This is a genomic window from uncultured Mailhella sp. (assembly GCF_944324995.1).
GTDB lineage: Bacteria > Desulfobacterota > Desulfovibrionia > Desulfovibrionales > Desulfovibrionaceae > Mailhella.
The window spans coordinates 1-26183 of the sequence record NZ_CALUYL010000029.1 but is presented as its reverse complement, the minus strand read 5'-3'; the positions used below and the strand labels follow the sequence as shown (position 1 = coordinate 26183).

The following is a 26183-nucleotide window of genomic DNA, read 5'->3' as shown; positions in this document are numbered from 1 at the left end:
AACTCAAGAGAATAATACCTTTTTTCATGGAGCTGCCTAGGCGTTTTTCAGGTTTTCGTCAAAGAATGCCGTCAGTTTGTTGACGGCCTGTTCGACAAACTTCGGCACATCGTACAGATCAACATGCGTCGCTCCGTCAACAACAAAGAGTTCTTTGGGCTCTTTGGCCCTGTTGTAGGCATCTTCACTGAAATGTTTTGTATCGGCGAGGCTGCCTACAATCAGAAGAACGGGACGTGGAGAGACGGTATCAATGTATTGGAAGGCGTCGAACGCAGCCAGTCTGTCCAGACTTTGAACGGCCGTTTTATTGACGGACGTGGGGTAGGCGCAGCGTTCGGTTCTGTAGTATTCGGAAGCCTCCTTCATGATGACGGGCGTATGTTCGTTGATTTCCTCCGGGGAGTTGGGAACATATCCGACATACAGAGGCTCCTCTCCATTGGCTTCCTTCGTTCTTCGTTCAGCCGCCAGTTTCAGCGACTTGATCAGCTCACTGTTTTTCGACCGGGGAGGGAAACCATCTTTGACCCAGTCTCCCGTGTTCCAGGAACTGATCCCAGCCGCTGCCTTGATACGGATGTCGGTCTGAACAGCGCTCATGGTATAGCCGCCACCAGCGCATATGCCCATGGCGCCGATACGTTTTTTATCCACAAAGGGGAGCGTCGTCAGGTAGTCCACAGCAGAGCGTATGTCTTCCACTCTGGATGCCGGGTCTTCAAGGTAACGCGGCATTCCCTCGCTTTCTCCATGATGGGAAGCATCAAAAGCAATGGTCACATAACCTCTTTTGGAAAGATTCCAGGCATACAGGGAAGCCACTTGTTCCTTGACGCCGCCTCCGGGATGAGTGACGACGATGGCGGGATAGCTTGCATGTTCATCAAAGCCGTCAGGATAGAATACCAGGGCGGCAACGTGCAGCCCGGTCTTGAGGAACGTCGTCTTTTTTCCTTCATAGTAATGAGTATCGGTCATGAACCCCATAAGAAGTCTCCGTTTTCTGTCATTGACTATTTAGCTGGCGTGTGTGGTTGTTCTACAGACACATGTGCAGAATTCTGACGACATCTTTTTCGTACAGCGGTACATAAGCATTCTGAAGAAATCCGACACAGACGGACTTTTCCGCCATTATTTCGAACATGGTATCGTCAATGCCAAGTTCCGTCAGCGTGGATGGCAGACCGATTCTTTTGAAGAACGTTTCCGTGGCATCAATGCCCCGGTTGGCCAGAGTGAACTTATCTTCCTCCCTGCTGAATCCCCATACATTGGCGGCATAGTCGCAGAATTTGTCCACCGTCTCGTCGGACAGGATGTAGCGCATCCAGGAAGGAGTCAGGACGGCAAGCCCGGCCCCATGGGTGACGTCATAAAAGGCACTGAGTTCATGCTCAATGTAGTGGCAGCTCCAGGTAAAGTTTTTACCGGTGGAACCCAGACCATTCAGTGCCAGAGTACTGGCCCACATAAGCTGTGCTCTTGCTTCGTAGTTGGCAGGCTCTTCCAGTGCCACAGGCGCATAGGTTATGACAGTCCGCAAAAGGCCTTCATTAAGAGCGTCGGGCACAAAGGCCGGTTCGCGGTCGAAATAGTTTTCGATGACATGGGACATGATGTCCGCAGCGCCGGAAGCCGTCTGAAATGGAGGAACGGTATAGGTGTTTTCCGGGTTGAGTACCGCTATTTTAGGCAGAAGCAGAGGAGAGTACAGCGGAAGTTTTTCATTGGTCTCCGTATTGGAAATAACAGCTACGGAATCCATTTCGCTTCCTGTGGCGGCAATGGTCAGAACTACGGCTACGGGCAGGGCCTTGGTAATTTTGCTCATGTCCAGCAAAAGATCCCATGCGTCGCCGTCATAGTACGCCGCTGCGGCGATGGCTTTGGAGCAGTCTATGGTACTTCCGCCGCCAACGGCCAGAATAATGTCGATGCCTTCCTGCTTGCAGATGGCGGCTCCGGCTCTGACGCTTTCAATCTTCGGATTGGGAGCTATACCGCCAAGCTCGAATACTTCAAAGTCGTTCAGCAAAGCCTTCAGCCTGTCGTAAAGCCCGGTTTTCTTGATACTGCCGCCGCCATAGGTCAGAAGGATTTTTTTGCCGTAGGCCTTCAGCTTTTCGGGGAGATGCTGTTCCTGACCCACCCCGAACAAGATATCGGTAGTCACGCAGAATTCAAAATTTTTCATGTGATTATTCCTTTATACCGTGATGAGTTCATACTGATCGCTGCCCATGCCGAGTTCCTTCATATAGGAGAGCTGGCGCAGGCCGGAGCGGGATTCTATGCGCTCCACCATATGGGCGCGGATATCTGCGGGCAGGGCATAGATCATGTCCACGGAAGCCTTGTCGATGGCAAGAACGTCCGTGGAGGCAAGAATGCCGAGGTTCGGCAGACGGACCGGTTCGGCGTTCACGCCTTCGCAGTCGCAGCTGACGGACATATTTCTGAGTACATTGATGTAGGTAATGCGGCTGCCGAAATGGTCGGTAATGGCTTTGCCGCCTTCGACCATTCGCTCCATGAATCGAGGCCCCCCGGCCCACGTCTGATTTCCGTCACGGTGAATCTGTAACTTTCCCAGTTTGCCGGAGGCGCAGCCGATGGATATGTTCTTGAGCGAGCCGCCGAAGCCTCCCATGGTATGTCCCTTGAAGTGGGTGAGGACGATCATGGAGTCGTAGTTCAGCAGATGGCTTCCCACGGCCACTTCCTTGAGCCACCTGCCGCCGCGGATGGGCAGCGGGGTGTCGCCGTCTTCATCCATGATGTCCACGGTGGCAAACTCCGTCCATCCGTTTCTCTCCAGCGTTCTGCGATGTCCTTCCGTGGTCTGGCGCGGACTTGCGTACAACACGTTGCATTCCACGATAGTGGTATGGGGAACTTCGGTGAGAAAGGCCTTCACCCATTCCCGCGGCAGAATGTTCGGGCCGTCCGGTTCGCCGGTATGCAGTTTGACGGCAATATTGCCGGTAATGTTTTGATTGACCATGCGATAGAGTCTGAGCAGGCTTTCCGTGCTGAGGTCTTTGGTAAAATAAACTTTGGCCCGTTCTGAAGCCCCGGCGGTGAGGGGAGATAACCCGGCGGCTACAGCTCCGGCAGCCAGAAGGCTTCCTCTGACGAAGTTTCGGCGTGAAATACTCATGGCAATCTTCCTGAAATATGATGTGAAAATGGATGAATCACCATTGTTCTGGCAGATTATCCTTTTATTCCTATTCTATTCAGCCAGGTATCCATATCCTCCGAGAGTGAGGAACCGCCGCTGTAGCGAACGGAAAGGGCTTCCAGAATTCTGGAGGACGGGCAGAGCTTGGCGATGGCCGTGACGCTCTGGCCCAGACGCCCGCCGCCGTGGCTTACGAAGGGGACGATGGTCTTGCCGGAAAAATCGTACTGCTCCAGAAAGGAGGCGATGGGCATGGGAATGGAGGCCCACCAGTTGGGATAGCCCAGGAACACCGTCTTGTAGCGCGCCATGTCGGCGATGCGGGTTTTCAGTTCCGGCCTTGCCGCGCGTTCCTGATCGCGTTTGGCCTGGTCCAGGCAGGTGTTGTAGTTTTCGGAATAGGGCGTGACCGGTTCGATTTCCACGAGGTCTCCGCCGATTTTCTGATGCAGCAGTCGTGCGATGCCGCGGGTGTTGCCCGACCACGAAAAATACGCAATCAGCGTGTCGGAAGGCGCGGCATGAGCCGGTCGAAAGAGGCCGTTGACGGCGAGAGCGCCGAGAGCCATGACGGACATGGTCAGAAAACGACGGCGGGAAAAAGAGATAATCATCATAATTCTCCTGAAAGGTTCAGCGGTTGTTCTGCAAATGCCGTGAAGCGAGCTGCTCGGGCCCGGGGGGACGTCAGTCCGCGTTGCGGGCAAGGCGGAATCCGAGATTGAACGTCCTGTTTTCCGGCGGATACGCCGCTCGGTAAGCAGAACGAAGATGACGCCCAAAATCATTCCAGCCTCCTCCCCGGTTGACCCGGTAGGTTCCGGAATCGGCTCCGGCAGGATTGACGGCGCTCTCATCGCCGTAGGCTCCGTACCAGTCCCAGCACCATTCCCAGACGTTGCCGTGCATGTCGTACAGGCCCCAGGCGTTGGGCGCGAAGCTGCCCGCAGCAATGGTACGGCTGCGGTACCGGCCGCTGGGATAGCCGTCATAGGGATACGTGCCGTAATAGTTCGCCTGATCGACGGTGACGTTCTCTCCCGTGGAAAACGGCGTGGTCGTCCCCGCCCGGCAGGCGTATTCCCATTCCGCTTCCGTCGGGAGCCGGTAGCCGTTCGCGCTGCGGTTCCACGTCACGGTTCGGGCGTCTCCACTGCCGCGGATGACGTAGGCAGGCGTCAGGTTTTCGGCAACGCTTCTGGCGTTGCAGTACGCCACGGCATCGTGCCAGCTGACATTTTCCACCGGCAGGTCATCGCCCTGGAACCGGCTGGGATTGTTTCCCATAAGTTCCGCGTATTCCTTCTGCGTCACTTCCCGGCTGCCCATATAAAAGGAAGACAGCGCGACATGGTGGCGCACTTCGTCTTTTTCCCGGCGGTTTTCCGAGGTCGGACTTCCCATGTCAAAGTCCCCGCCCTGAATGAGGACAAGCTCGGTTGCGGCCTGAACCTGGGATGCCGACAATATGGCGCTCAGACAAAGGGCTGTGATGAAGAAAAATTTCATGCATTGCTCCTTACCTTGCAGAGAGTGTGTTTGAAGGTTCCATGGTTTTTTGAAGCATTGGAGGCGGGAACAAGAGCTCTGCATCGCGTGCCGAAGAGAATCGGGGATCGAGTCCATGTGCGGAGAAAAAACGGCGTTGTTCCCCGCAAGAAAAAGCGGGGCATGTTCGCTTTGCAGCCTCCGAAGCATGGAAGCGTGCAGCGCGGCAGCGAACGCCGATGGAAGGCGCGGGCCTCGCTGTACGGTACCGTGTGGAAACGCTCTTTTCTGATTTGCAGAATAGATGAGGGCGACAAGAGGATGAAGATGCATTTGTGGCAAAAAATTGCCTGATTTTGTCAAAGGGCATAAAGGGGAAAAATAACGTGCGGCAAGGAAGGAAGTCGGAAAAAGGACGCCTTCTTCCGCGAACGGCATGTTTCGTCACAGGCTGCGCCATCAGGCGGAGAAGGGCGCAGCAAAGGGCGCGGGAGAGGCCGAAACGGCAGCGCCTCCGTTCAGGGAGCGCCGCGGCCATGCGCGGAGGAAAAGGAAAGAGGGCGGGAGGCGTCCGGCCGTTCCGGCACAGTGCTTCCGGGCAGATCGTCTTCCGTTTTCACCGCCCGGAGATTGCCGCGCAGCGCGGAAGACGACGGCCCGCATGGAGGGCGCGCCGCAGGTTACGGGAAGCAGAATTTTTGTATCTTGTTGGCATATGTCTCTATTTTTTATTTGACAAAAAATAAAAGGTCAGGCAGGTATAGCCCGAGGTAAAGATTATGGCTCTATTTTTCGAACGGCTTGTTCGCCGGAACTTTCGTTTCGGACGAATGTTTTGCTCCCAGGCGCGTCACATGCGCAGGGAGTCTATGCCCGTTCGCTAGATAGAAGCCTGCTTTTCTCCTGCGCCTGGGAGTCTTCGTGCGTTCTCCGGAAGGTATTCCGGTTTCTTTTCCTTTTTTCCGCAAGGAACGCATCCCATGATTCGTCTCGAAGACGTCTGCAAGGTATTCGCAGGCGCGCAGGGCCCCGTGGAGGCCGTCAAACATGTCCATCTGACCATCAAGAGCGGCGAAATATTCGGCATCATCGGCTTTTCCGGCGCGGGAAAGTCCACCTTGCTTCGCTGCATCAATCTTCTGGAACGTCCCACCTCGGGCAGGGTGCTGTTCGACGATATTGATCTCACGCAGCTGAGCTCCGCGGAAGTGCGCGCCGCGCGTCGCCGCATCGGCATGATCTTCCAGCAGTTCAATCTGTTCAGCTCACGCACGGTCTTCGGCAATGTGGCCTTTCCCCTCGCCGGACGCGGTCTTTCCAAAGACGCCGTGGCCGCTCGTGTGCGGGAACTTCTTGAGCTCGTAGGCCTTTCAGGCCGGGAAGACGACTACCCCTCGCAGCTTTCCGGCGGCCAGAAGCAGCGCGTGGCCATCGCCCGCGCGCTTGCCAGCGAGCCCGAAGTGCTGCTCTGCGACGAAGCCACCAGCGCGCTTGATCCCCAGACCACCCAGTCCATTCTCCAGCTTCTGCGCGAACTGAACCGCAAGCTGGGGCTGACCATAGTCCTCATCACCCACGAAATGCAGGTCATCAAGGAAATCTGCCATCACGTCGCTGTCATGGAAAACGGCGCCGTGGTGGAACAGGGCGACGTGTTTTCCGTGTTCGCCAATCCGCAGCAGCCCGTGACCCGCAACTTCATGGAAATGACGTCTCATGTGGCCGGATTCCGCCGCCTTCTGAACGAGAAATCGCCGCTTCTGGAACTGAAGCCGGGACAGTGCATTCTCAGCCTCCGCTACCTTGAGCGCAACGTCTGCAGCGCGCTGGTCTCCTATCTTTCCCGCACCTACGGCGTGGATCTGAACATTATTTTCGGCAATGTCGAAATGATCGACGGGCATCCTCTGGGCGGCTTGATCGTCATTGCCGAGGGAAAGGAGAACTCCATCCGGGAATGTATTGATTACCTTGAACATATTCATGTAGGCGTGGAGGTGCTTCTCAATGCTTGATCTGCTCGTCGAATATTTTCCCTATACCATGAAGTCGCTGCCCATGCTCTGGCGCAGCACGGTGGAAACCCTGCAGATGACGCTCTGGTCCGGAAGCATATCCTTTGTTCTGGGGCTTGCGCTCGGCGTCCTGCTCATCGTCACCCGGCGGGGCGGGATTCTCGAGAACCGTCTGATCTACGAAGTGCTGGACAAGACCATCAATCTGTTCCGGTCCATTCCGTTCATCATTCTGCTGTTCTGCCTTCTGCCTTTGACCCGTCTCATTTCCGGCACGGCCATCGGCGTGCAGGGCTCCATCGTGCCTCTCGTGTTCGGAACGGTGCCCTTTCTCGCCAGACAGATGGAATCGGCGCTGAGCGAGGTCAGTCCCGGCCTCGTGGAGGCGGCGCAGTCCATGGGCTGCGGCAGACTCGACATTATTTGCCGGGTGTATCTTCGCGAGAGCATTCCCGCCATCGCCCGCGGCGTGACGATTACGCTCATCAGTCTCATAGGTCTGACGGCCATGGCCGGAGCCGTGGGCGCAGGCGGGCTCGGCAACTTCGCCTATGTCTATGGTCAGCAGCGCAGCCGCATGGACATCATTTATTCCACGGTCATCGTGCTTGTCGCCATAGTCACGGTCATTCAGCTTCTGGGGAGCCTTGTGGCCCGCATCAGCAAACACTAATCACAGCAGCCAACACTACTTTGAGGTTTATCATGAATATTTCCGCCGTCATCAAGTCGTCCGTGCTTTTTTTCGTCCTTCTGGCCGCCCCGGCTTCCGCGTTTGCGGAACAGGTGGTGAAAATCGGTCTCACCGGCGCGGTGTATGAAGAAATCTGGGCTCCCGTGGCCGAAACCATGGCCAAGGAGGGCGTGAAGCTCGAATACGTGCAGTTTTCCAATTTTTCCCTGCCCAATCAGGCGCTGGCCAGCGGGGAAGTGGATCTCAACGCCTTTCAGCATCACGCGTTTCTGCGGAACGAGATAAGGAACAACGGCTATGAGATTGCTTCCATAGGAGACACGTTCATTGTGGCCATGAACCTGTATTCCAATAAAATCAAGTCGGTAAGTGAGCTGAAGGACGGCGATAAGGTGGCCGTGCCCAATGACGCTACCAACGAAGGACGCGCCCTGAAACTGCTGGAAGCGGCCGGAGTGCTGAAGCTCAGAAAAGGCGCGGGCGCGTCTCCCGAGCTTTCCGACATCGAATCCACCTGCGTGGACCTTGATTTCGTGGAGATGGACGCCAACCTGATCGTTTCCACGCTGCCCGACGTGGCGCTGGCGGCCGTCAACGGAAACTATGCGCTGGACAGCGGTCTTACCGCCGACGAGGCCATCTTCAAGGAACCCAGGTATGACGACGACAGCTACACCTGCCTCATTGCCAGCCGCGCAGCGGACGCGCAGAACCCCGTGTACCGGCGCATCGTGGAAGCGTATCAGTCGCAGGCGGTCATCGACGTATTCAACACCACGTTTGCCGGTTTCTTTGTGCCGGCCTGGAAATAGGAGCACATCATGCGAGAACTTTACGACATCATCCGCGACAAGGATCGCGTTCTTTTGGAAAACATTCCCGAAGCGGCCCTGTCCGACACGCTGGGCCGTCGCCGCGGAACCGCGCAGGCGCTGGTATATCCCCTGTCCACGGAAGAGGTGAGCGCCGTCATGCGCTTTGCCTGGGAAAACCGCATTCCCGTGACCCCGCGCGGCGCGGGAACCAATCTCGTGGGCTCCACGGTGCCCGGCGGGGGCATCATTCTCGATCTTTCCCGCATGAACCGCATTCTGGACATAGATCCCGCAACGTTTACCGCCACGGTGGAACCCGGCGTGCTGCTGAAGGATTTTCAGGCCCGGGTGGAATCTCTGGGACTGTTCTATCCTCCAGATCCGGGTGAAAAGGCCTCGACGCTCGGCGGCAACATTTCCACCAACGCCGGGGGCATGAGGGCCGTGAAATACGGCGTCACCCGCGACTACGTGCGCGGGCTCACCGTGGTTTTGGCCAACGGCGACGTCGTGGAGCTGGGAAGCAGGAACGTCAAGGACGCCAGCGGTCTGGATCTCAGGCAGCTTGTCATCGGCTCGGAAGGCACGCTGGCCGTGATCACGCGCTGCCTGCTGCGTCTGGTGGGCAAGCCGGAATATTCTCTTACGGCGCTGGTTCCCTTTGCCGGTCTTGAGGACGGCATCCGGACGGTTCCCGCGATTCTTCAGGCCGGTCTGAATCCCACGGCCGTGGAATTCGTGGAGCGCAGCGTGGTGGAGCTCGGCGAGCGCTTCACGGGCATCAGCTACCCCTGTCCGCAGGCCGCAGCCTACATTCTGCTCACCTTCGACGGGCACAAAAACGACATTGAAGACCGCGTGGAGCGCGTGCGCGAACTGGTGCTCGCCCACGGCGCGCTGGATTTTATTCCGCTCGGCGATCCGGCCCGGGCGGCGGAGATCTGGAGCGTGCGCGGCTGCCTGGTGAAGGCGGTGGAAGCCATCTCCGAACAGGAACCGGTGGACATCGTCGTGCCTATCGACAAGATTGCGGATTTCGTGTCCTACGTTCATGAAGTGGAGCAGGAAACCGGCATTCGGATGGTCGCGTTCGGTCATGCCGGAGACGGCAACGTGCATCTTTGCGTGATGCGCGGCGAGCGTTCCGACGAGGAGTGGAGCACGGAACTTGCTTCCTGCATGAAGAGGATATACGGAGAAGCGTTTCGTCTGGGCGGACTTACGTCCGGCGAACACGGCATTGGCCTGAGCAAGCGCCCGTATTATCTGTCGCATGCGTCTGATGTTGAACTCGCCATGCAGCGCCGCATCAAGAATGCGCTGGATGAGCGTCATATTCTCAACGATCATAAATCGTACCTGGCCTGAGGTGCATCATGCAGAAACTTTCCAACAGAACCGCCAGTTTTACGGATTCCGTCATCCGCCGCATGACCCGCGTATCCCTGGAATTCGGGGCCATCAATCTTTCGCAGGGCTTTCCGGACTTCGATCCGCCCAAACCCATTCTCGACCGTCTGGCCGAAGTGGCCCAACAGGGGCCGCATCAGTATTCGGTGACGTGGGGCGCGCAGAACTTCCGCGAAGCGCTCGCCGCCAAGCAGTCCCGCTTCATGGGGCGCACCATTGATCCCGATACCGAGATCGTCGTCACCTGCGGAAGCACCGAAGCCATGATGGCCGCCATGCTGACCGTGACCAATCCCGGCGACAAGGTCGTGGTCTTTTCGCCCTTCTATGAGAACTACGGCGCGGACGCCGTGCTTTCCGGCGCGGAGCCCATCTACGTGCCGCTGGAGCCTCCGACCTTCCGCTTTGATCCCGAAAAGCTCGAAGACGCCTTCCGGCAGAAGCCCAAGGCCATCATTCTGTGCAATCCCTCCAACCCGTGCGGCAAGGTATTCACCCGCGAGGAGCTGGAGATCATAGCCGCCCTTGCGCGCAAATACGACGCCTACGTCATCACCGACGAGGTGTATGAACATATCGTCTATGCGCCGCACCGGCACGTGTACATGGCGTCTCTGCCAGGCATGGCCGAGCGCACCATTTCATGCAGTTCGCTGTCCAAGACCTATTCGATTACGGGATGGCGTCTCGGATACATCATTGCCTCGCCCGAAATCGTGGATCATGCCAGAAAGGTGCATGATTTTCTCACCGTCGGCGCGGCGTCGCCGCTGCAGGAGGCGGCCGTGACCGGACTGCGCTTCGGGGACGACTACTATCGCGAGCTCACGGCGCTGTACACGGAGAAGAAAAATCTGTTCATGCAGGGGCTGGATGATCTGAAGATTCCGCACACCGATCCCGAAGGAGCGTACTATATGCTGCTTGACATCTCGGAGTTCGGCTTTGAGAGCGACGTCGTCTTCTGCGAAAAGCTTGCCGAACATGTGGGCGTGGGCGCCGTGCCGGGATCGAGCTTCTTCAAGGAGCCGGAAAACCGGTACATCCGCCTGCACTTTGCCAAGAAGAAGGATACGCTTGAGGCGGCTCTGGAACGCCTGGGCGACATGCGTAAAAAGATGTCGGGCCTGAAAGGCTGACGCGCCTGAGACGGACGGTTCTTCGTCCTTTTCGGCAGAAGACGCGCTCCTCCCTGATTTTTGGGGGGAGCGCGTCAACGTTTTTTGAAGGGGGAATGTTTTGCGCCTGACGACGTGCGGCGCGGTGGCGGCCGTGCGACGTCGGTACGTTTTGGGGAAAGCCAGGCGTCCCTGCGTCAGGGGCGTCCGCCCGGATGAGATTGGAGGACACGCCGCTTTCAGGAAAGCCTGATCTCAGGTGTTGACCTTCCGCGTGAGCTTCGCCGGAGTCGAAGAGCGGGGCGGCATGACGAAGGGCGACAGCGCGGAAGGCCTTCGCCGGCAGCATGTCCCCCGCCGCGTTCCTGAAGAGTTGGATGCGATCAGGTGGATGCGTTTTTCCGCGCTGCCGCCCGATGTGTGATCCCCGACGAAGCTGCCCGTGCCCCTGCGGCATGAAAAAAGCCCTTCTGCCGAGGGCGGAAGGGCCGTATTCAGGCAATCTGGCCTGCGTTATTTTCCGAGATAGCCGCCGTCAACGGGAATGACGGCTCCGGTGATGTAGTCGGCGGCGCTGCTGGCGAGGAACACGGCAAGTCCGCCCAGATCCTGTCCGGTGCCCCAGCGCTTCATGGGAATGCGGCTGGTGATTTCCTTGTACTGCGCGGGATTCTTTTCCTGCATGTCGGCGGTCAGCTTGGTGATCATGTAGCCGGGGGCGATGGCGTTGACGTTGACGCCGCGGCTGGCCCATTCGTTGGACAGGGCCTTGGTCAGCTGGGCCACGGCGCCCTTGCTGGAGGCGTAGGCCGGAACCATTTCGCTGCCGAAGAAGGACGTCATGGACGCCATGTTGATGATGCGTCCGTAGCCCTGCGCCAGCATGTCGCGTCCGGCGAGCTGGGAGAGCGCGAACACCGCGTTGAGATTGATGTCCAGAATCAGCTTCCACCTCGACAGCGGAAATTCTTCGGCCTTGGCCCGGTACTGGATGCCCGCGCCGTTGAACAGCACGTCGATGCGGCCGCCGCAGCATGCCTTTATGGCTTCGTAGTCGGCGGGAAGCTGATCCAGCTTGCTCAGATCGCAGCTGACGCAGGTGATCTTGCGGTCCTTTTCAAGACCCTTGGCGGCCTCGGCGAGGTTCGGCGCGATGTCCACGAGGCAGACGTCGGCTCCGGCTTCGTAGTAGGCGGCGGCTATGTCGTGGCAGAGGCCGTTGGCCCCGCCGGTGACGACCACATGTTTTCCTTTCAGGTTCAGTTCCATGATGATGCTCCTTGTGGGATGGGATGGTTGTGGTTCAGATGTCGCCTTTGAGGCTCCATTCCTGAATCTGTTCGCTGTCGTGTCCGAACAGCATGACGGCGTCGTACTGCTTCTGCATGTCTCTCAGACGCTGAAGGTTGGCGAGAAAGTCTTCGGTGCCCTTGTTGATGGGGCCGCCGGGAGGCGTGGACGTTTCCCAGGTTTCCTTCGTGTACACGGCGTCGCTGGTGACGATGACGTTGCCAAGTGTGCGGGTTTTGACGATGAGTCCCGTCACGCCGGGCGTGTGCGCCTTCTGAATGAAGAGCGTGAGATCGGGAGCAAGTTCGGTTGTTTCGCGGATGGGCCTGTACACCACGCCTTCCACGTCGAACAGGCTCTTGATGTACGCGCTGTGTTCCTCGCCCGTGAACACGCTGAAGCAGGCGCTTTGCAGCTCGCTTTCGGCCACGATGACGTTCCTGATGGCTTTTGTGCCCTGAAAGTAGCGAAGTCCCCCCACGTGATCGAAGTGCAGATGGGAGAGGATGATCATGTCGATGTCGGAGCATTTGAGTCCGTGAAGGCGCAGGGCCTGCTCGATGGAAACGAAGCTGCCGACGGGATAGACGCTGTTGATGTCTTCGCCGTATTCCCACCGGCTGTAGGGGCTGTTGCCGGTGTCGTAGAGAATGTTGCCGAGCCTGGGATGCCGTATCAGCAGGGCGCTGACCGGGGAGCGGTACATTCTGCTCTCGTCGCATCCGGCCACGATGCGGAAATACTGGCAGTCGAGATGCCCGAGAGGGAGCACGTTCAGGGTGGGTTCGTTCATGCTGTTCTCCTTGGATGGTGAAGCATGTCCGGCGCGGCGGCCGGAAGAAGGGAATTAAAAAAGGCCCGATTCAACTCGACGGAAGGGAGGAGCTGAAAGCGGGCCTGTGGTTCGACGCGACGGCGTGTCCGTGGCATGGACGGCCAGTCGAACCCCCGAAGGGAAAACGGTTGAAGGTTGGCTTACGCGGGAATGTCTATCTGCCGGAAGCGTTCCTGCGCGTTGCGCAGGGCGTGAACGATGCTGCTTGTGATGGCGAGGTGGATGTGCGTCTGAATTTTTTCCAGAATAGGTTCCAGCGGCTCGTCGAAGCAGTAGCCGAACAGCAGATCGTTGATGTAGTCGGACGTGAGCGAGCTTATGGTGTTGAAATGACACTGCACGATGCAGTGGGATTTCTTGTTGATGAGAATCTGACAGGACAGAATGTTGTAGGTAAAGTTTGCGGCCGTTTCTTTCGGAGGCTGCGCGTAGCCGCCGATGAGGATGCATGATTCAGACGTGGCGCCCATAATACCCTCCTTGCCAGGTGTCGCGGATGTTTGCGACATAAGTACCAGTCACGATTATCATAGTATTTGCGGCGTCTTTTTGCAATGTCCTCGCGGCGGATATGGAGGGCCGGAGTGGCCCCCCTGTGTGCTTCTAGCCCATGACGGGATAGTTCTCGAACACCCAGAAGTCGTGGGCGGGAAGGATGACGGCGCCTTCCTTTTCCAGCTTGTCCAGGCGGGCGAAAGATTCAAAGTAGGCCTTGATGTCGTTGTAGATGCCGCCGGGCGTGCGCTTCTCCCAGTTCTGCCGGATGTTGATGAGGTCGCCGGCGATGACGAAGCGTCCGTCTTTGGTGTCCACGATCACGCCTTGGGAGCCGCAGGAATGGCCGGGCAGCGGAACTACGCTGAGCCCGGGCTCGATGACTTCCTCGCCTTCCACGAGTTCGTACTGATGGTAGCACTGAAGGAAGTAGGGCACCTGATCCTTCACGGCCGTTTCGTAGTGCTTGGCGTCGGTGGGATAGGGAGCCACGGCGAACAGCAGTTCCGACTTCTGGCAGATGACCGGCAGGGTCGAGGGCAGATCGAGCACGGCCTGCGCGTGATCCCAGTGCAGGTGGGTGACGATGATGGCGTCGATGTCGCCGGGCTGGAGACCTTTGTCCTCAAGAGCCTTGACGATGTGCTTGCCCTTGGAGCGGTCCACGGGATTGTGGAGTCTCGAATTGCGTTCGTTGTTGTTGTCGGAGCCGGTATCGACCAGAATTCTGCGGTTGCGGGAGGCGTCTTCCAGGAGCCAGGCGATGTGGGGTACCTGCACCAGTTCCCCGGGGTTGGACTTGGCGCCGTGTTTCATGATGAGTCCGCCGGCGATGGTGGTTACCGATCCGACGTGAAGAGGGGTGATTTTCCACATGGAGAAGCTCCTTTTAGAGGAAGTTGAGAACGCTGCCCACCGTGAGCATCGAGGCCAGGATGAGGGCTATTTCCGCAATGGCGATGAAGAAGCCGGTTTTCCATGCGCTGGTGATGTTCAGCAGACCGGTGGAGTTGATGATGGGGTAGAAGCACACGGCCGGCGACAGGATGGGAGCGGCCTGGGAGAGAGCCACCACCATGATGACGCCTGCGGGATTGAAGTTGCCCATTTCTGCCACGGCGAGGAAGGCGGGGGCCAGGGTGGCCACGGCGCCTGCGCCGGCGGGAATGGGGAACTGGGAAATGATCATGACCACGCAGATGCAGAGGAAGAGCATGGCGAGGGGCAGGGAGGAGAAGGACATGAGGTATTCGTGGGCGAACCAGGTGATGACGCCGGTCTTGGTGAGCATGGCGCCGAAGGAGGTTGCGCCGCCTACGAGCATGATGGCGTCCCAGTTCACGTCTGCGCTGTCGCGTCTCCAGTTGAACACGTCGATGCCGGGCAGGGAGAGCACGGCCACGCTTATCATGGAGATCACCTGCGTGGAGATGCCGTGGACGCGGTCGGTGAACCACAGAAGGAGGGTGAGACCGAAGACGATGAGGAAGAGCTTTTCCTTGCGGGAGATGCTGCCGAGCTGCTTCATGTCCTCTTCAAAGTGATCCATGCCCTTGAGCTGCTTGATTTCGCTGGGCATGAGGATGACGAAGCTCAGCCAGATGCAGGGAATGAGCAGGATGAGCACGGGCATGCCGATGGCGGCCCATTCCATGAAGCTGATGTGGAGACCGGTGGCCTGTTCCAGAATCTGGATGGAGGTAGGGTTGGCGGCGCTGCCGGCGGGGGGGGCCATGCCGCCGAGGAAGCAGCCGCTGCCTATGCCGAGCAGCAGGGACTGGGCAAAATTGCTTCCGCGCACGTTGCAGTCGTTTTTCTTGATGATTTCCAGGCAGATGGGAAAGAGCATGACGAGCACGGGAATGTCGGCGAGCACGGAGGAGCAGAGCGCTGCCGTGGCGATGAACAGGAAGAGCAGACGTTTCGGACTGCCGCCGGACTTGGAAACGATGAAGAGGGCGATGCGTCTGGTCAGGCCGGATTTTTCAAACGCTATGGCCAGACAGACCATGGCGAACACGAAGATGAACGCCGGTCCCATGAAGCTGCTCATGGCTTCGCCCATGGAGAAGATGCCCGCCGGAACAGCCAGAAGAACAAAGAGAGGCACGGAGATGGCGATGTCGATGGGCTGCATGCTGAAGGTCAGAATGCCTGCGACAACGAGCGCAAAGGCCCGCTGACCCACGGGTGTGAGGCCTTCGGGCGTGGGGAGCAGCGTAAGGACCATGTAGATGACGAGGGGCAGGACGGTTCTGGTGAACTTGGGATTGCGGAGCATGCTGCTTATCGATGTCATGGCGGACTCCTTGGTTTCTTCTGAAATATTCCGGGGGATCTTGTAATAGGTCTGGGGGTGAAGGGAAAGGATGTTTCCCGGCGTTATCGGACGAGACGCTTTTTCAGCAGCTCTTCCGTGAAGTAGGTCATGATGATCTTGGCTCCGGCGCGGCGTATGCCGAGAAGAGATTCCAGAATGACGGCCTCTTCGTCAATCCAGCCGTTTTGGGCGGCGGCGCGGATCATGGCGTATTCGCCGCTGACCTGATAGGCCGCCACGGGCACGTCGAAGCGTTCGGAAACTCTGGTTATCATGTCCAGATAGGGGCCGGCGGGCTTGACCATGATGATGTCCGCGCCTTCGCGGATGTCGGCGGCGGCTTCGCGCAGACCGTCGGTCACGAGGGCGGGATCCATCTGATAGGAGCGGCGGTCGCCGAAGTGCGGGGAGGATTCGGCGGCGTCGCGGAAGGGGCCGTAGTAGGCGGAGGCGTACTTGACCGCGTAGGACATGATGGGAAGATCGACGAAGCCTGCGGCGTCCAGCGTTTCGCGGATGGCGAGAATGCGTCCGTCCATCATGTCGGAGGGGGCGATCATGTCGGAGCCGGCCTGCGCGTGACTCAGGGCCGTGCGGGCGATGAGCTCGCGCGTGGGATCGTTGAGCACGTGGCCGGAGTGGTCGCCTTCGGCCAGAAGGCCGCAGTGGCCGTGCGAGGTGTATTCGCAGAGGCACACGTCGGTGACGACCTGAAGGTCGGGCCAGTGCTTTTTCAGGCGGCGCACGGCGCGCTGAATGATGCCGTTTTCCGCATAGGCTTCGCTGCCCTTTTCATCCTTTGCTGCCGGAATGCCGAAAAGCATGAGCGATCTGAGACCGGCGTCCACGGCTTCGCCCACCTGCCTCTCCAGCTGATCTATCGACATCTGATACATGCCGGGCAGAGAGGCGATGGGCTTGCGGAAGTCTTTGTCGTCGGTGTCCACCACGATGTAGCCCATCATGAGGTCCGCGGCGCGGAGGGAGACTTCTTCCATCATTTCGCGAATGACGGCATTGCGGCGCAGACGGCGTCCGCGGAAAAAGTTTTGCATGCGATTCTCCGTTGCAGTTACGCCGTCGCGAGTCCGATGCGGCGACGCAGTTCATTGTTCAGCAGGGCGATTTCTTCCTTGTCCTGACTTTTCAGATCCTTGACGGCATAATCCATGCCCAGCTGCTCGTATTTCGGCGCGCCGAAGGAGTGGAAGGGCAAGAGTTCGTAATCGTTCAGGCCGGGAACCTGCTTCAGAAAGTCGGCGATGTTGTTCAGCTCTTCGCGGTCGTCGTTGATGCCGGGAATGACCGGCGTGCGGACGATGAGTTCCACGGAGGGAAATTCGGTTTTCAGCCGGAGCAGGTTTTCCTTGATGATCGTGTTCTCTACGCCGGTGTACTGTTTGTGCTTCTCGGAAGAGAAGAATTTCATGTCGGCGTAGATGAGGCAGCACTGCGCCGCCACGAGGGCCACCTTTTCCCAGGAGGCGAACAGCGTGGTTTCGATGGCGGTGTGGATGGCGTAGCGGCGGAATTTGGCCAGCAGCGCGGCCACGAATTCGGCCTGCATGAGCGGCTCTCCGCCGCTGACGGTCACGCCGCCGTCGCTTCTCCAGGCGAGCGGCTGATTGCGGACGCGTGCATAAAGTTCATCGACGTCGAGGGCTTCGCCGTACACGTGCATGGCCTTGGCGTAGCAGTGTTTGACGCATTGCATGCAGAGAGTGCATTTGCTGTTGTCGCGTTCGATGCGGCCGTCCTCGGCGCGGGAGAGGGCACCGCTGGGGCACACCTTCAGGCAGATGCCGCAGCCGATGCATTTTTTTTCGCGCCAGCCGATCTGGGGCTGGGGGCTTTGCGACTCGGGATTGGAACACCACAGGCAGCGGAGCGGGCAGCCTTTCATGAAAACGGTGTCCCGCACGCCGGGGCCGTCGTGAACGGAAAATTTCTGGATGTTGAAGATGCGTCCTTTCAGGGACTCCATGATCGTCTCCTCTTTGTCGGCCTCGGGTGCGCAACCGTCGGCAAATGTGCTCGGGCGTGTCGGCTCCGGATGGGAGCCCAAAGCCTCCGCCGCCGTGAAGGCGGCGGAGGGAAGCGGAAAGGCTACACCATTTCGTGTTCCGTGCGGGCGATGATTTCACCCTGCATGCTGGGGCTCAGTTCCACGAAGTAGGCGCTGTAGCCGGCCACGCGGACGATGAGGTTCTTGTAGTCTTCGGGATGTTCCCTGGCCTTGAGCAGCACTTCCTTGTTGTAGATGCCGATCTGCACGTGCCAGAGCTTGAGGTCCACGAAGTTGCGGATGAGGTTCATGAGGTCGGTGGTGCCCTTTTCGCCGCTGACCACCTGAGGATTGAGCTTCAGGTTGAGCAGGCGGGCGCAGCTGTTGGGGTACACGCGGCTGGTGCTGTTGGCGATGGACATCATGGTGCACAGCGGACCGTTGATGTCGGCGCCCTGCGTGGGCGAAATGCCTTCGGAAAGGAAAGTGTGCGCGTGACGACCGTTCGGGGTGGCCCAGGTCTTGTTGCCGAGGCCGACGTGGGAGGTGACGGGCACGTATTTGACGTACTTTTCGCCGAACACGGATTCGTAACCGTGGACGATGGTCATGATCATAGCGTCGAGGTTGCGGGCGATGTTGTCGGCATAGGGATCGTTGTTGCCGTACTTGGGCGCGTTGAGCACCAGCTGACGGAGCGGTTCCTGTCCTTCAAAGTCGTTGTTCACGGCGTTGAGCAGTTCGTCGAGGGAGAGCACCTTGTCGTCGTACACCAGCTTCTTGATGGCGCAGAGCGATTCCGAGCAGGTGCCGAAGCCGTTGAAGTTGACGTTGCCGGTGTCGTGATGGTTGCCGCCGGGGATGAGGCACTGATGGATGTCCATCAGGTTCTTCATGCACACGTCGCTCTGGGAGGACATGAAGGGCGCGGCGAGGCACTGCTTGTTGGTCAGTTCCAGCGCGGACATGCGCTTCATGAAGTGGCGCACGTAGAAGTCGATGCATTCCCGCAGGTTGGAAACGATGTCCTCATAGCTCTTGATGTCCTTTCTGGCGACGGAGGGCGTCATGAGCTTTTCGTACTTGGGGCCGAAGTGGGCCTTGCCGTCGTTGAGGGCCATTTCCAGCGCGGCCGCGAGGTTGATGTTGCCGCCCAGGGGCAGATAGGTGTCGATGTTGGGCATGCGGATTTCGGTGCAGCCGGCGGCGGAGTAGTCGCGGGCCTGATCGATGCTTGCGCCGTTGACGAGAAGCTGGGTGATGATGGCTTCGTCGTTGAAGAACTTGGGGAAGCCGCAGCCTTCCTTGACGAGTTCGGCGGCGGCGTGCAGCAGTTCGTGCGGCGTGCCGGAGTGAACGCGCAGGGAAACTTCCGGATAGTGAAGGGGAAATTCCTTCTTGGAACGGATGATGAGATAGGTCATCTCATTGGTGGCGTCTTTGCCGTACTTGTCCACGCCGCCGATGGTGCAGTTTTCAAAGTGGGCGTAGCCTTCCCAGTAGTTGCCGGCGTTGGTGGCGCTGAAGGGAACCACCTGGGCAATCTTCAGCCACATGGCTTCCAAGAGTTCGAGGGCGAAGTCTTCGGTGAGGGTGCCTTCCTTGAGGTCCTTCACGTAGATGGGGTTCATGTACTGATCGAAGCGGTGCAGGGCCACGCCGCCGCTGATCTGCTGTTCCACGCGGTAGGCCACCTGAGCGAACCAGTGGGCCTGCATGGCTTCCCAGAAGTTGCGGGCGGGGTAGGCGGGCACGTGTTCGCAGTTGGAAGCAATGGTTTCCAGTTCCTTTTTGCGCACGGGATCCTTTTCTTCAGCGGCCAGTTCGCGCGCCTTTTCGGCGTAGCGGCGGGCGTAGATGAGCATGCCTTCATAGCATTCGATCACGGCCTGAAGGAAGGGAATCTTGTCGTAGTGGTTGTGGACGAGATCGTTCTGCAGTTCGGCGAGACGCTGTTCGGCTTCGGCCTTGAGCGCCAGCACGCCCTTGTAGATGATCTTGTCGAACACGCCGCTCCAGTTCAGGGTGGAGTTGATGTTCGAGTTGTCCTGCATGAGGCCGGTGGCGCCGTAGTCGTCGTCGCCGTAAATGATGTCGCGGGTTTCCTTGGGCAGCAGGGTCAGGTAGTGTTCATGGGCGGTCTTGCCCTTCCAGTAGGGAACCACCTTTTCCATGAACACTTCCATGTCTTCGGTGCGCACGGCGTAGGCGTCCTTCTTCTGGGTGGCGGGCATGCCCTTGGGGAACCAGCCGCAGCGAAGTTCCGGATACAGAGGGGAAATTCTGCCGGGGCCGCCGACCGTGCCGACCAGAAGCTCGCCGTCCTGAATGACGACGCCGATGTGCTCCATGACGTAGCGGATGGCCTTGCCCCAGCGCAGAACCAGCGGATACTGTTCGGTCTGCTTCATGGATTCCGTGAACAGCACGGCGCGTTCGATATCAAGCTTGGGACGTCCGCTTCTGATGATTTCCAGGGCCTTGTTCGTGCGGGCGCGGGGGCTGGACTGGCCTCTGCCGTCGGCGAGGCGCTGTTCCTGGCCGGTCATGCAACAAGTGGTGTCACAAATACTCATGGCAATCTCCTTAAAAAACAAAAAGCCCGGACGCACATATCTGACATATGTGTTCCAGGCTGCTTTGTTTTGCCTTGCGGAGTCTTTTTGGTGAAAGTCCGAGCAAAACACCCAGTAAATTGTTGCCGCCATCGACTGTCGATCAGGATGCGGCAAGAGCGTTGTCTGAACGACGGCGCTGCAAGCAGAACTGCCGCCTTCAAGACAAAAAAAGCCAGCGCACCACATTCTTCATGTGATGAACCGGCAATGTCGGCCCCAGGCCGGTACACTCTATGAGGAGTGCCCACTGAAAGGCCACCAACTTCTGAAAAGCACCCTAGCTGTTTTCAGAAGGCTTGTCAATATTTTCCCAAAAAAAATTAAGGATCATGATTCAGGGCGCAGGAACAGGAACATAAGGCGGTATTTTGAGAGGGAAAGAGGCGTGAAAAGACGAAAGGCAAGCAAAAATAATAAAAAATACAGTATATTGTGAAAAAATAAGGGGATAAATAAAATTGTGATGAAAAGAACATTAAAAATGAGGGGGGGGGAATTCTGTCTGACTTTGCACTGAGCATCGAGCGCGTTTTTTTTTGAGACTTGGGCCGTCACGTTCGTTTTTCGGCTGCCCGTCGTGCATCAGCGCTTGGCTCGGAGCGCCTCGGTTTGTTTCTGGAGCATGCGGCGGCTCGGTAAGGCGTCCTTGTCGCGGCGTCGAACCGTGGCCGCCTTGCGAGAGTTTCTCATGCGCATGATTTGATGGAGATATGCCCCTTGAGGGCCGTCGTTGCAGGCAGACCCTGTCGCCGGGAGTGTGGATTGCCGTACTTTCGTGGGAGACGTTTCGTCTGCCGAAAAAGGGCGATCCGCAGCGGAAAGAAAGAACCGTCCGCATGCGGACGGTTCTTTCGACAGAGACTATCAGGAAAGGCTGATGTTCAGGAGCTTTTCGGCGTTCTTATAGAAGAATTTTTCCTTGTGTTCCTTCGAGAGGTGGAAGCGCTCGATGTCGTGAACGGCCTGCTTCAGATGATAGCAGGGCCAGGCGGAACCGTAGAGGATGCGTTCGCCGTCGAGCCATTGCATGGCCTCGCCGAACATCTGATTGCCGGGCGCCGTGGGGTTCAGCATGTAGATGTCGGGCAGCAGCCACACGTTCTTGTTGGTGATGGCCACCTGGAAGATCATGGGAATCCACGGATAGCAGCCGTGGGCGACGACGATCTGAAGGTGGGGAAAGTCGTTGGCCACGTGCTGCACGGTGCAGGGGTCGGAATATTCCAGCGTGCCCTGAAAGAAGCTCAGGGTCAGCACCATGGGAATGCCCGCCTTTTCGCAGCGGGCGTACAGGGGATAGAGCACGTTGGCGTCGGCCTTTCTGGGCGGCATGGCGTAGGCGGGCTCCATGGCGATGCCCTTGATGCCGCCTTCGATGCAGCGTTCCAGCTCGTCGAGCGTGGCGGAAACGCCGCGGGTAATGTCGAGACTGCCGAAGGGAATGATCTTGTCGGGGAACTCGCGCGCCATGTCGAGCACGTCGTCATTGGGAACGGAGGCGGCGTCGTTGGGCACCTGCCTGCCTATGACCACGCCCCTGGATATGCCGGCGTCTTCCATTTCCTTCCAGAACAGGTCGAGATCTTTTTTTCGAGCGGCCTCACTCGGTATGCCGTGATGCTTCTGAGGGATTTTTTCATTGCAGGCGGGATTGAAGATGCCGAGATTCTTGAATCCCTTGTACGGCGGACGAAGACGAAAATCGAAAATCATGGTGATTCCTCCATAAGACAGAGCAACGGTTGATCAACCAGCGGCACTTGAGGAATCCCATAGTGAAGAAGCCTTGGAGCTTCAGCCGAAGGGAGTTCAATCCTGCGGGCAGAGGGGCACGGCAGGAGACAAAAGTCCGAAAAGAACTGTCCTTTTAATATAGGTTGCCCATTTTTTGTCAACCGACGAACGCCTGTTGACCCCGCTCGTGCAGAAATATGTGCTCTTCACAAGCAAAGACCTCGCAGGCATGAGGGTGGAAGAAGGCGGCATCGCTTGTTGTACGGGTTCTGTCCGTGTTGTTCTGTTCTTGATATCGCTTTGATTTGACGAAAACTTTTTATCAAGGCTCAAACGGTGAAAGGAGTAATGTCGTCATGTTGAGTGTTGCTGTCGGCAAAGGGAGGGCAATGCGACGGCATGCGGGCGTTTTGGGGCTTGTAGATCTTCTACGCTCCACCATGCGAGGGCGTGTCTCTGGAACCCGCCGACGCGGCGGATTTGCGCTCTCTGTGGTCGGGCGAACGATGAAAAAACGCAGGGGCGACGACAAGAGGATGCGTCGTGTGCGGCGAATGGTGTCTTCGTTCCGCTGCTCAGAAGTCGCGGTTGAGGTGGGCGTTTCTGTCGTGCCGGGGAAAATGTTCGGTTTTTCTGCTCGGCGGAGGGCGACCAAAAGCGGAGAGGAGCGAGCGAAAGACGCAGAGACGCGTCGGGGCGGGGAGGTGGGACTGCGGATGCATTAAACGAAAACGGGAGAGGATATTGCTATCCTCTCCCGCGTCATTCAGGCTCAGACCCGATGCGGACTAAGTCCGCGTCGAATTAGAACATGTACTGGAAGGTAAGAGCGGTGCTCCAGCCGTCCTTGTCGGTCTCGTTGCCCGCAGCCCAGGTGGCGTGATCGCCGTCGCTGTAGTCGGTGATCATGTAGGCGAGTTCGAGGCAGGCGGTCAGGTTCTTGTAGATCTTGTAGGTGCTGGCCAGGTTGAATTCAACAACGTTGTCGTTGTCGGTCATGTACTTGTAGGGGTTTTCCGTCGCAGACCACTGGTTCTTGTCGTTGGTGCCCTGGAACCAGGTAACGGTGAACTTGTGGGTCAGATCCTGCAGGAAGCTGACGTCTTCGATACCGGCCTGGAGGCCCCAGGTGCCGGAGATGTTGTGACGAACGGTGGTGTCGAACAGGCCGAATTCACCAGCGGAGTAGCCGAAGGTGGGATGGAAACGGCCGGCCCAGGCAGGAATCCAGCCCTGGCCCTTGTACTGGGCATCGCTGTCGTCACCGGAGCCGTACCAGCCGCCGAAGATCGGGGTGCCGTAAGCGGTCTTGTAGGAAGCCTTGGCCTGCACATACCAGCCGTGGCGATCCTGGTAGTTGACGCCGTCGTTGGAGGTATCGTAGCTGACCATACCGTAAGCGCCGGAGACCTTCAGCACGAAGGGATCGAAGTAGCTCATCACGAAGTTGGTGCCGGCCCAGAAGGCGTTGCCGTCGGCGAGGATGGAGGTGCCGTCGGCGGAGGTGTTCACAGCGTTGCCGGCAACATAGTCGTTTTCATCTTCATCCCACACGGAGGACTCGTCAAGGGAGGCGTACATCACATAAGGAGTGAAGGAGAAGCCGTCGAACTTGAAGGCGGCCGTGGCGGCGAAGTAGTCGGACTTGTTGGACTGGTCGGTGTCGTAGGTGTTGACGCTGTCGTAGCCGGCGCGCAGCCAGAAGGCGGTGAGGTCGAGCCAATCGGTAGCAGGAGCGGTCACGACGATACCGTCGCGGCCCTGCCAGCCGGGATGCATGATAGCGTTCTTGCCGAAGGCGTCTTCAGGCAGACCAACGAGCTGACGGCCCATGCGGACCTTCACGACGGTCTGAGGAATCACCCAATCAACATAAGCCTGACGCATGCCGATCTTGGTGCTGTTGCCGGAAGGATCGGAGCCCCAGTCGTAGGTGTTGGTGCTGTCAACGCCGGTGCCGACCTGAACCTGGAAGTAGCCGGACAGGTTTTCATTGGCGGTAAGGGTCATGCCGAGACGCAGACGCTGACCAGCTTCGTCGAAGTTCTGGCCGGTGCCGACGCGTTCGCCGGTAACGAAGTTGAACAGATACTGGCCGTCCATCTTAAGATCAACGGCGGAAGCAGGAGCAGACGCGGCAAAAACGAGGCCGGCAGCCAGAAGAAGCGTAGTAAGCTTTTTCATTGTAGTCATTCCTTTGAAAAAAGTGGTTTGTAACACCGATATGGAAAATCCCTCTTTTTCCATGAGCGGAGCTTAGAATTAACTCGTTATTTAAGCAATAAAAAAATGTTAACGAAGTAATAATTTCATGGTAAATAAAAATAAATATTGTTTTATTTTAGTATGTTAAGTTGGTATAAAAATTTGAAACACCTTAGAATCGCGGGCAAGAGGCTCGCAACAACGATGCATGATAACCATGAGAAATATCATGAGTTATTTTTTCTTGATCGAAACGGTCAAACAGCAGGATGAGCGGGCTTCGGGGCTCGAAATTGCCTTTCAGAGGGGAAAGCGGGGTGTTTTTTGCCTCTGAAACGGGGAAAAATCCCCTGCGCGTTTAAATTTTTGTCCTCGCGTCGAGGGGCGGTTTTGCGGCAGATCGCGGCATTTCAGAGGGGACGTGGCGGTTGGGTGAAGGCGGGGGGGCGAGTCTCTCCTGACGGCCGAAACTTTTCCTTTGCCGCGTTTTGCGGTAGCACAGGCAGGACGTTACTCATTATTAAGGATGGTACTATGAGCAAGGAATATGATCCGCGCATGCACACGGCCGAGCACGCGCTGAGCGGCGTGCTTATCCGCCGTTACGGCTGCCCCCGCTGTTTTTCCACCCACATCAACGCGAACAAGTCCAAGGTGGATTTTCTTTTTCCGCACGACCTGTCGCCCGAGGATGCAAGCAGCATTGCCGACGAGGTGAACAGAGAACTTGCCCGCGACCTGCCCGTGACGGCCCGGAACATGGCCCGCGACGAAGCGGCAAAGATGTTCAATCTGTCGCGTCTGCCCGAAAGCGCGGGGGAGACGCTGCGCATCGTGTATATCGGCGATCCCGATTCGCCGGAAGGCGCGCTGGACGCCTGCCCCTGCATCGGGGAGCATGTGGCGCACACCGCGGAATGCGGGAAGTTTGTGTGGGTGTCGCATGAGTGGAAGCCCGACGACGGCGGCGTGCTGCGCATCCGCTTCAAGCTGGAACGCTAGTCGCGAGCTCGGCAATTCATAACGCGCCGATTCCGCCGAAAACGTGTTTGTCTTGTTCTGTCGAAAACATTCGGGACGTTTCGGCACGCGGAAAAGCGCCGCGGCGTTCCAGGCTCTGCGTCATCAGGCGCGGGCAGGAATCGTCGGAAGTCCGGAGGCCGCGACATGAGCGGAACGCCGGGAAGCGCTGTGTTGTGAGAGGCGCAGAGTTTTTTTGTGCAACCATTGGCGTCAGAGCGGCTGACGAAGCTCTTGAAAAGTCGTGTTCGGAACATCCGGGCACGGCTTTTTTCTTGTCGCCAGGCGGCCACGCATGCAGGCGCATGGGAAGGCGCAGATTCGGGAACTTCTCGGCGGCGCGCGAAGCACAAGACGCCCGGGGCGAAGGCGCGGCTCGCGCAGAAGACAGGATTCTCGGCGTTGCCGGCGACAGGGGCTCCCTCTTGCCGCATCCCCGGACGCCGGGCTGTACGCATTTATTGATCTCGCTGAAATATAAAGCTCTTTTATCTTTTTTGCACGACCGTCCTAATCATGGACAATACGAAAAAAGTTTTTTCAAAAAGAATAAGGAAAAAAAGAAAAATTAAGTTGACATTGAAATTCATTTTCACTAATGTCGATTTCAACGAGGGACGCCATAAAAGAACGCCCCGCCAAAGTCGCCGTGTGCAGATTGCGTGTCGGCGGGTGAGGCAGGGGCGGCGGTCGGAGAGGGTGCCGAGTTTCGTGATCGTTTTCGCGAAAGGCAACGGGAACAGCGACCGCCGGCCGGGGCGAAAAGCTCCGTCTGTCTGGAAAAGGGCGCTCCTTTGTTCCTTGAAAATTTCAGAGAGTTCGCAACGGCCGATTCAGGACAAGGTTTTGACCTCCCCCCCCCCTCCCCCCCCCCCCCCCCCCCCCCCCCCCCGCCCCGCCCCGCGCGCGCGCCGCGGCGGGCGCGGGACGG

General features: G+C 58.0%; 22 protein-coding genes. 7 read left to right on the top strand and 15 right to left on the bottom strand.

Annotation, left to right across the window (positions count from 1 at the left end):
• Nucleotides 1-36: 36 nt before the first annotated feature.
• The 5 genes from Q0K02_RS10835 to Q0K02_RS10815 all read right to left on the bottom strand — a co-directional run bounded on the left by Q0K02_RS10835 (nucleotide 37) and on the right by Q0K02_RS10815 (nucleotide 4699).
• Nucleotides 37-990, bottom strand: coding sequence for an alpha/beta hydrolase (locus Q0K02_RS10835; protein ID WP_294488640.1), 954 nt, complete (start codon nucleotides 988-990; stop codon nucleotides 37-39).
• A gap of 52 nt (nucleotides 991-1042) precedes the next feature.
• Complete coding sequence (locus Q0K02_RS10830) at nucleotides 1043-2200, bottom strand: iron-containing alcohol dehydrogenase (protein ID WP_294488637.1); 1158 nt, start codon at nucleotides 2198-2200, stop codon at nucleotides 1043-1045.
• 12 nt (nucleotides 2201-2212) lie between these two features.
• Complete coding sequence (locus Q0K02_RS10825; RefSeq protein WP_294488635.1) at nucleotides 2213-3166, bottom strand: DUF362 domain-containing protein; 954 nt, start codon at nucleotides 3164-3166, stop codon at nucleotides 2213-2215.
• 56 nt (nucleotides 3167-3222) lie between these two features.
• A complete protein-coding gene (locus tag Q0K02_RS10820; protein ID WP_294488632.1) occupies nucleotides 3223-3804 on the bottom strand; it encodes a flavodoxin in 582 nt (193 codons plus the stop codon).
• Between the two features lie 73 nt (nucleotides 3805-3877).
• Nucleotides 3878-4699: a formylglycine-generating enzyme family protein gene (locus tag Q0K02_RS10815; RefSeq protein ID WP_294488630.1), complete on the bottom strand. Its 822-nt coding sequence runs from the start codon at nucleotides 4697-4699 to the stop codon at nucleotides 3878-3880.
• A gap of 959 nt (nucleotides 4700-5658) precedes the next feature.
• Between Q0K02_RS10815 and Q0K02_RS10810 the strand changes: the two genes are divergently transcribed.
• Genes Q0K02_RS10810 through Q0K02_RS10790 form a run of 5 tightly spaced genes read left to right on the top strand, consistent with a single transcriptional unit; the run spans nucleotide 5659 to nucleotide 10751 of the window.
• Nucleotides 5659-6693, top strand: a complete 1035-nt coding sequence (locus Q0K02_RS10810; RefSeq protein ID WP_294488628.1) for an ATP-binding cassette domain-containing protein — start codon at nucleotides 5659-5661, stop codon at nucleotides 6691-6693.
• A complete protein-coding gene (locus Q0K02_RS10805) occupies nucleotides 6686-7366 on the top strand; it encodes a methionine ABC transporter permease (protein WP_294488626.1) in 681 nt (226 codons plus the stop codon). Before Q0K02_RS10810 ends, Q0K02_RS10805 begins: the two co-directional genes overlap by 8 nt.
• Nucleotides 7367-7398: 32 nt before the next feature.
• Nucleotides 7399-8199, top strand: a complete 801-nt coding sequence (locus Q0K02_RS10800; protein ID WP_294488624.1) for a MetQ/NlpA family ABC transporter substrate-binding protein — start codon at nucleotides 7399-7401, stop codon at nucleotides 8197-8199.
• A 9-nt stretch (nucleotides 8200-8208) separates the two neighbouring features.
• Nucleotides 8209-9570, top strand: coding sequence for an FAD-binding oxidoreductase (locus Q0K02_RS10795; protein ID WP_294488621.1), 1362 nt, complete (start codon nucleotides 8209-8211; stop codon nucleotides 9568-9570).
• Between the two features lie 8 nt (nucleotides 9571-9578).
• Nucleotides 9579-10751, top strand: coding sequence for a pyridoxal phosphate-dependent aminotransferase (locus Q0K02_RS10790; RefSeq protein ID WP_294488618.1), 1173 nt, complete (start codon nucleotides 9579-9581; stop codon nucleotides 10749-10751).
• 492 nt (nucleotides 10752-11243) lie between these two features.
• On the opposite strand, the gene Q0K02_RS10785 is transcribed toward Q0K02_RS10790, so the two are convergent.
• The 10 genes from Q0K02_RS10785 to Q0K02_RS10740 form a co-directional block, all read right to left on the bottom strand.
• On the bottom strand, nucleotides 11244-11999 hold the full coding sequence (locus Q0K02_RS10785) for an SDR family oxidoreductase (RefSeq protein WP_294488615.1): 756 nt from the start codon (nucleotides 11997-11999) through the stop codon (nucleotides 11244-11246).
• A gap of 34 nt (nucleotides 12000-12033) precedes the next feature.
• A complete protein-coding gene (locus Q0K02_RS10780) occupies nucleotides 12034-12813 on the bottom strand; it encodes an N-acyl homoserine lactonase family protein (RefSeq protein WP_294488612.1) in 780 nt (259 codons plus the stop codon).
• A 182-nt stretch (nucleotides 12814-12995) separates the two neighbouring features.
• On the bottom strand, nucleotides 12996-13325 hold the full coding sequence (locus Q0K02_RS10775) for a DUF3870 domain-containing protein (protein ID WP_294488609.1): 330 nt from the start codon (nucleotides 13323-13325) through the stop codon (nucleotides 12996-12998).
• Between the two features lie 133 nt (nucleotides 13326-13458).
• On the bottom strand, nucleotides 13459-14226 hold the full coding sequence (locus Q0K02_RS10770; RefSeq protein WP_294488606.1) for an N-acyl homoserine lactonase family protein: 768 nt from the start codon (nucleotides 14224-14226) through the stop codon (nucleotides 13459-13461).
• A 13-nt stretch (nucleotides 14227-14239) separates the two neighbouring features.
• Nucleotides 14240-15649 (bottom strand): SLC13 family permease, encoded by a 1410-nt coding sequence (locus tag Q0K02_RS10765; protein WP_294488602.1) that lies wholly within the window; start codon nucleotides 15647-15649, stop codon nucleotides 14240-14242.
• An 83-nt stretch (nucleotides 15650-15732) separates the two neighbouring features.
• The gene (hemB, locus tag Q0K02_RS10760) at nucleotides 15733-16725 is read right to left on the bottom strand and encodes a porphobilinogen synthase (RefSeq protein ID WP_294488599.1); all 993 of its coding nucleotides are present in this window, start codon (nucleotides 16723-16725) and stop codon (nucleotides 15733-15735) included.
• Nucleotides 16726-16742: 17 nt separating this feature from the next.
• The gene (locus tag Q0K02_RS10755) at nucleotides 16743-17654 is read right to left on the bottom strand and encodes a glycyl-radical enzyme activating protein (protein ID WP_294488596.1); all 912 of its coding nucleotides are present in this window, start codon (nucleotides 17652-17654) and stop codon (nucleotides 16743-16745) included.
• 122 nt (nucleotides 17655-17776) lie between these two features.
• Complete coding sequence (locus tag Q0K02_RS10750) at nucleotides 17777-20251, bottom strand: pyruvate formate lyase family protein (RefSeq protein ID WP_294488592.1); 2475 nt, start codon at nucleotides 20249-20251, stop codon at nucleotides 17777-17779.
• A 906-nt stretch (nucleotides 20252-21157) separates the two neighbouring features.
• Nucleotides 21158-22006: an amidohydrolase family protein gene (locus Q0K02_RS10745; protein ID WP_294488589.1), complete on the bottom strand. Its 849-nt coding sequence runs from the start codon at nucleotides 22004-22006 to the stop codon at nucleotides 21158-21160.
• Between the two features lie 825 nt (nucleotides 22007-22831).
• Nucleotides 22832-24211 (bottom strand): outer membrane homotrimeric porin, encoded by a 1380-nt coding sequence (locus Q0K02_RS10740; protein WP_294488586.1) that lies wholly within the window; start codon nucleotides 24209-24211, stop codon nucleotides 22832-22834.
• 555 nt (nucleotides 24212-24766) lie between these two features.
• Between Q0K02_RS10740 and Q0K02_RS10735 the strand changes: the two genes are divergently transcribed.
• Both Q0K02_RS10735 and Q0K02_RS10730 read left to right on the top strand, forming a co-directional pair.
• Nucleotides 24767-25234 (top strand): hypothetical protein, encoded by a 468-nt coding sequence (locus Q0K02_RS10735; protein ID WP_294488584.1) that lies wholly within the window; start codon nucleotides 24767-24769, stop codon nucleotides 25232-25234.
• Between the two features lie 323 nt (nucleotides 25235-25557).
• A complete protein-coding gene (locus Q0K02_RS10730; RefSeq protein WP_294488581.1) occupies nucleotides 25558-25824 on the top strand; it encodes a hypothetical protein in 267 nt (88 codons plus the stop codon).
• Nucleotides 25825-26183: the final 359 nt, after the last annotated feature.

Excerpts from the sequence above, each read along its gene's own strand:
- Q0K02_RS10805 (WP_294488626.1), top strand. The coding sequence starts at position 6,686 with ATGCTTGATCTGCTCGTCGAATATTTTCCCTATACCATGAAGTCGCTG.
- Q0K02_RS10835 (WP_294488640.1), bottom strand. The coding sequence starts at position 990 with ATGGGGTTCATGACCGATACTCATTACTATGAAGGAAAAAAGACGACG.
- Q0K02_RS10730 (WP_294488581.1), top strand. The coding sequence starts at position 25,558 with ATGGGAAGGCGCAGATTCGGGAACTTCTCGGCGGCGCGCGAAGCACAA.
- Q0K02_RS10830 (WP_294488637.1), bottom strand. The coding sequence starts at position 2,200 with ATGAAAAATTTTGAATTCTGCGTGACTACCGATATCTTGTTCGGGGTG.
- Q0K02_RS10775 (WP_294488609.1), bottom strand. The coding sequence starts at position 13,325 with ATGGGCGCCACGTCTGAATCATGCATCCTCATCGGCGGCTACGCGCAG.
- Q0K02_RS10795 (WP_294488621.1), top strand. The coding sequence starts at position 8,209 with ATGCGAGAACTTTACGACATCATCCGCGACAAGGATCGCGTTCTTTTG.
- Q0K02_RS10765 (WP_294488602.1), bottom strand. The coding sequence starts at position 15,649 with ATGACATCGATAAGCAGCATGCTCCGCAATCCCAAGTTCACCAGAACC.
- Q0K02_RS10800 (WP_294488624.1), top strand. The coding sequence starts at position 7,399 with ATGAATATTTCCGCCGTCATCAAGTCGTCCGTGCTTTTTTTCGTCCTT.
- Q0K02_RS10825 (WP_294488635.1), bottom strand. The coding sequence starts at position 3,166 with ATGAGTATTTCACGCCGAAACTTCGTCAGAGGAAGCCTTCTGGCTGCC.
- Q0K02_RS10745 (WP_294488589.1), bottom strand. The coding sequence starts at position 22,006 with ATGATTTTCGATTTTCGTCTTCGTCCGCCGTACAAGGGATTCAAGAAT.
- hemB (WP_294488599.1), bottom strand. The coding sequence starts at position 16,725 with ATGCAAAACTTTTTCCGCGGACGCCGTCTGCGCCGCAATGCCGTCATT.
- Q0K02_RS10735 (WP_294488584.1), top strand. The coding sequence starts at position 24,767 with ATGAGCAAGGAATATGATCCGCGCATGCACACGGCCGAGCACGCGCTG.
- Q0K02_RS10810 (WP_294488628.1), top strand. The coding sequence starts at position 5,659 with ATGATTCGTCTCGAAGACGTCTGCAAGGTATTCGCAGGCGCGCAGGGC.
- Q0K02_RS10740 (WP_294488586.1), bottom strand. The coding sequence starts at position 24,211 with ATGAAAAAGCTTACTACGCTTCTTCTGGCTGCCGGCCTCGTTTTTGCC.
- Q0K02_RS10815 (WP_294488630.1), bottom strand. The coding sequence starts at position 4,699 with ATGAAATTTTTCTTCATCACAGCCCTTTGTCTGAGCGCCATATTGTCG.
- Q0K02_RS10780 (WP_294488612.1), bottom strand. The coding sequence starts at position 12,813 with ATGAACGAACCCACCCTGAACGTGCTCCCTCTCGGGCATCTCGACTGC.
- Q0K02_RS10750 (WP_294488592.1), bottom strand. The coding sequence starts at position 20,251 with ATGAGTATTTGTGACACCACTTGTTGCATGACCGGCCAGGAACAGCGC.
- Q0K02_RS10790 (WP_294488618.1), top strand. The coding sequence starts at position 9,579 with ATGCAGAAACTTTCCAACAGAACCGCCAGTTTTACGGATTCCGTCATC.
- Q0K02_RS10755 (WP_294488596.1), bottom strand. The coding sequence starts at position 17,654 with ATGGAGTCCCTGAAAGGACGCATCTTCAACATCCAGAAATTTTCCGTT.
- Q0K02_RS10770 (WP_294488606.1), bottom strand. The coding sequence starts at position 14,226 with ATGTGGAAAATCACCCCTCTTCACGTCGGATCGGTAACCACCATCGCC.
- Q0K02_RS10820 (WP_294488632.1), bottom strand. The coding sequence starts at position 3,804 with ATGATTATCTCTTTTTCCCGCCGTCGTTTTCTGACCATGTCCGTCATG.
- Q0K02_RS10785 (WP_294488615.1), bottom strand. The coding sequence starts at position 11,999 with ATGGAACTGAACCTGAAAGGAAAACATGTGGTCGTCACCGGCGGGGCC.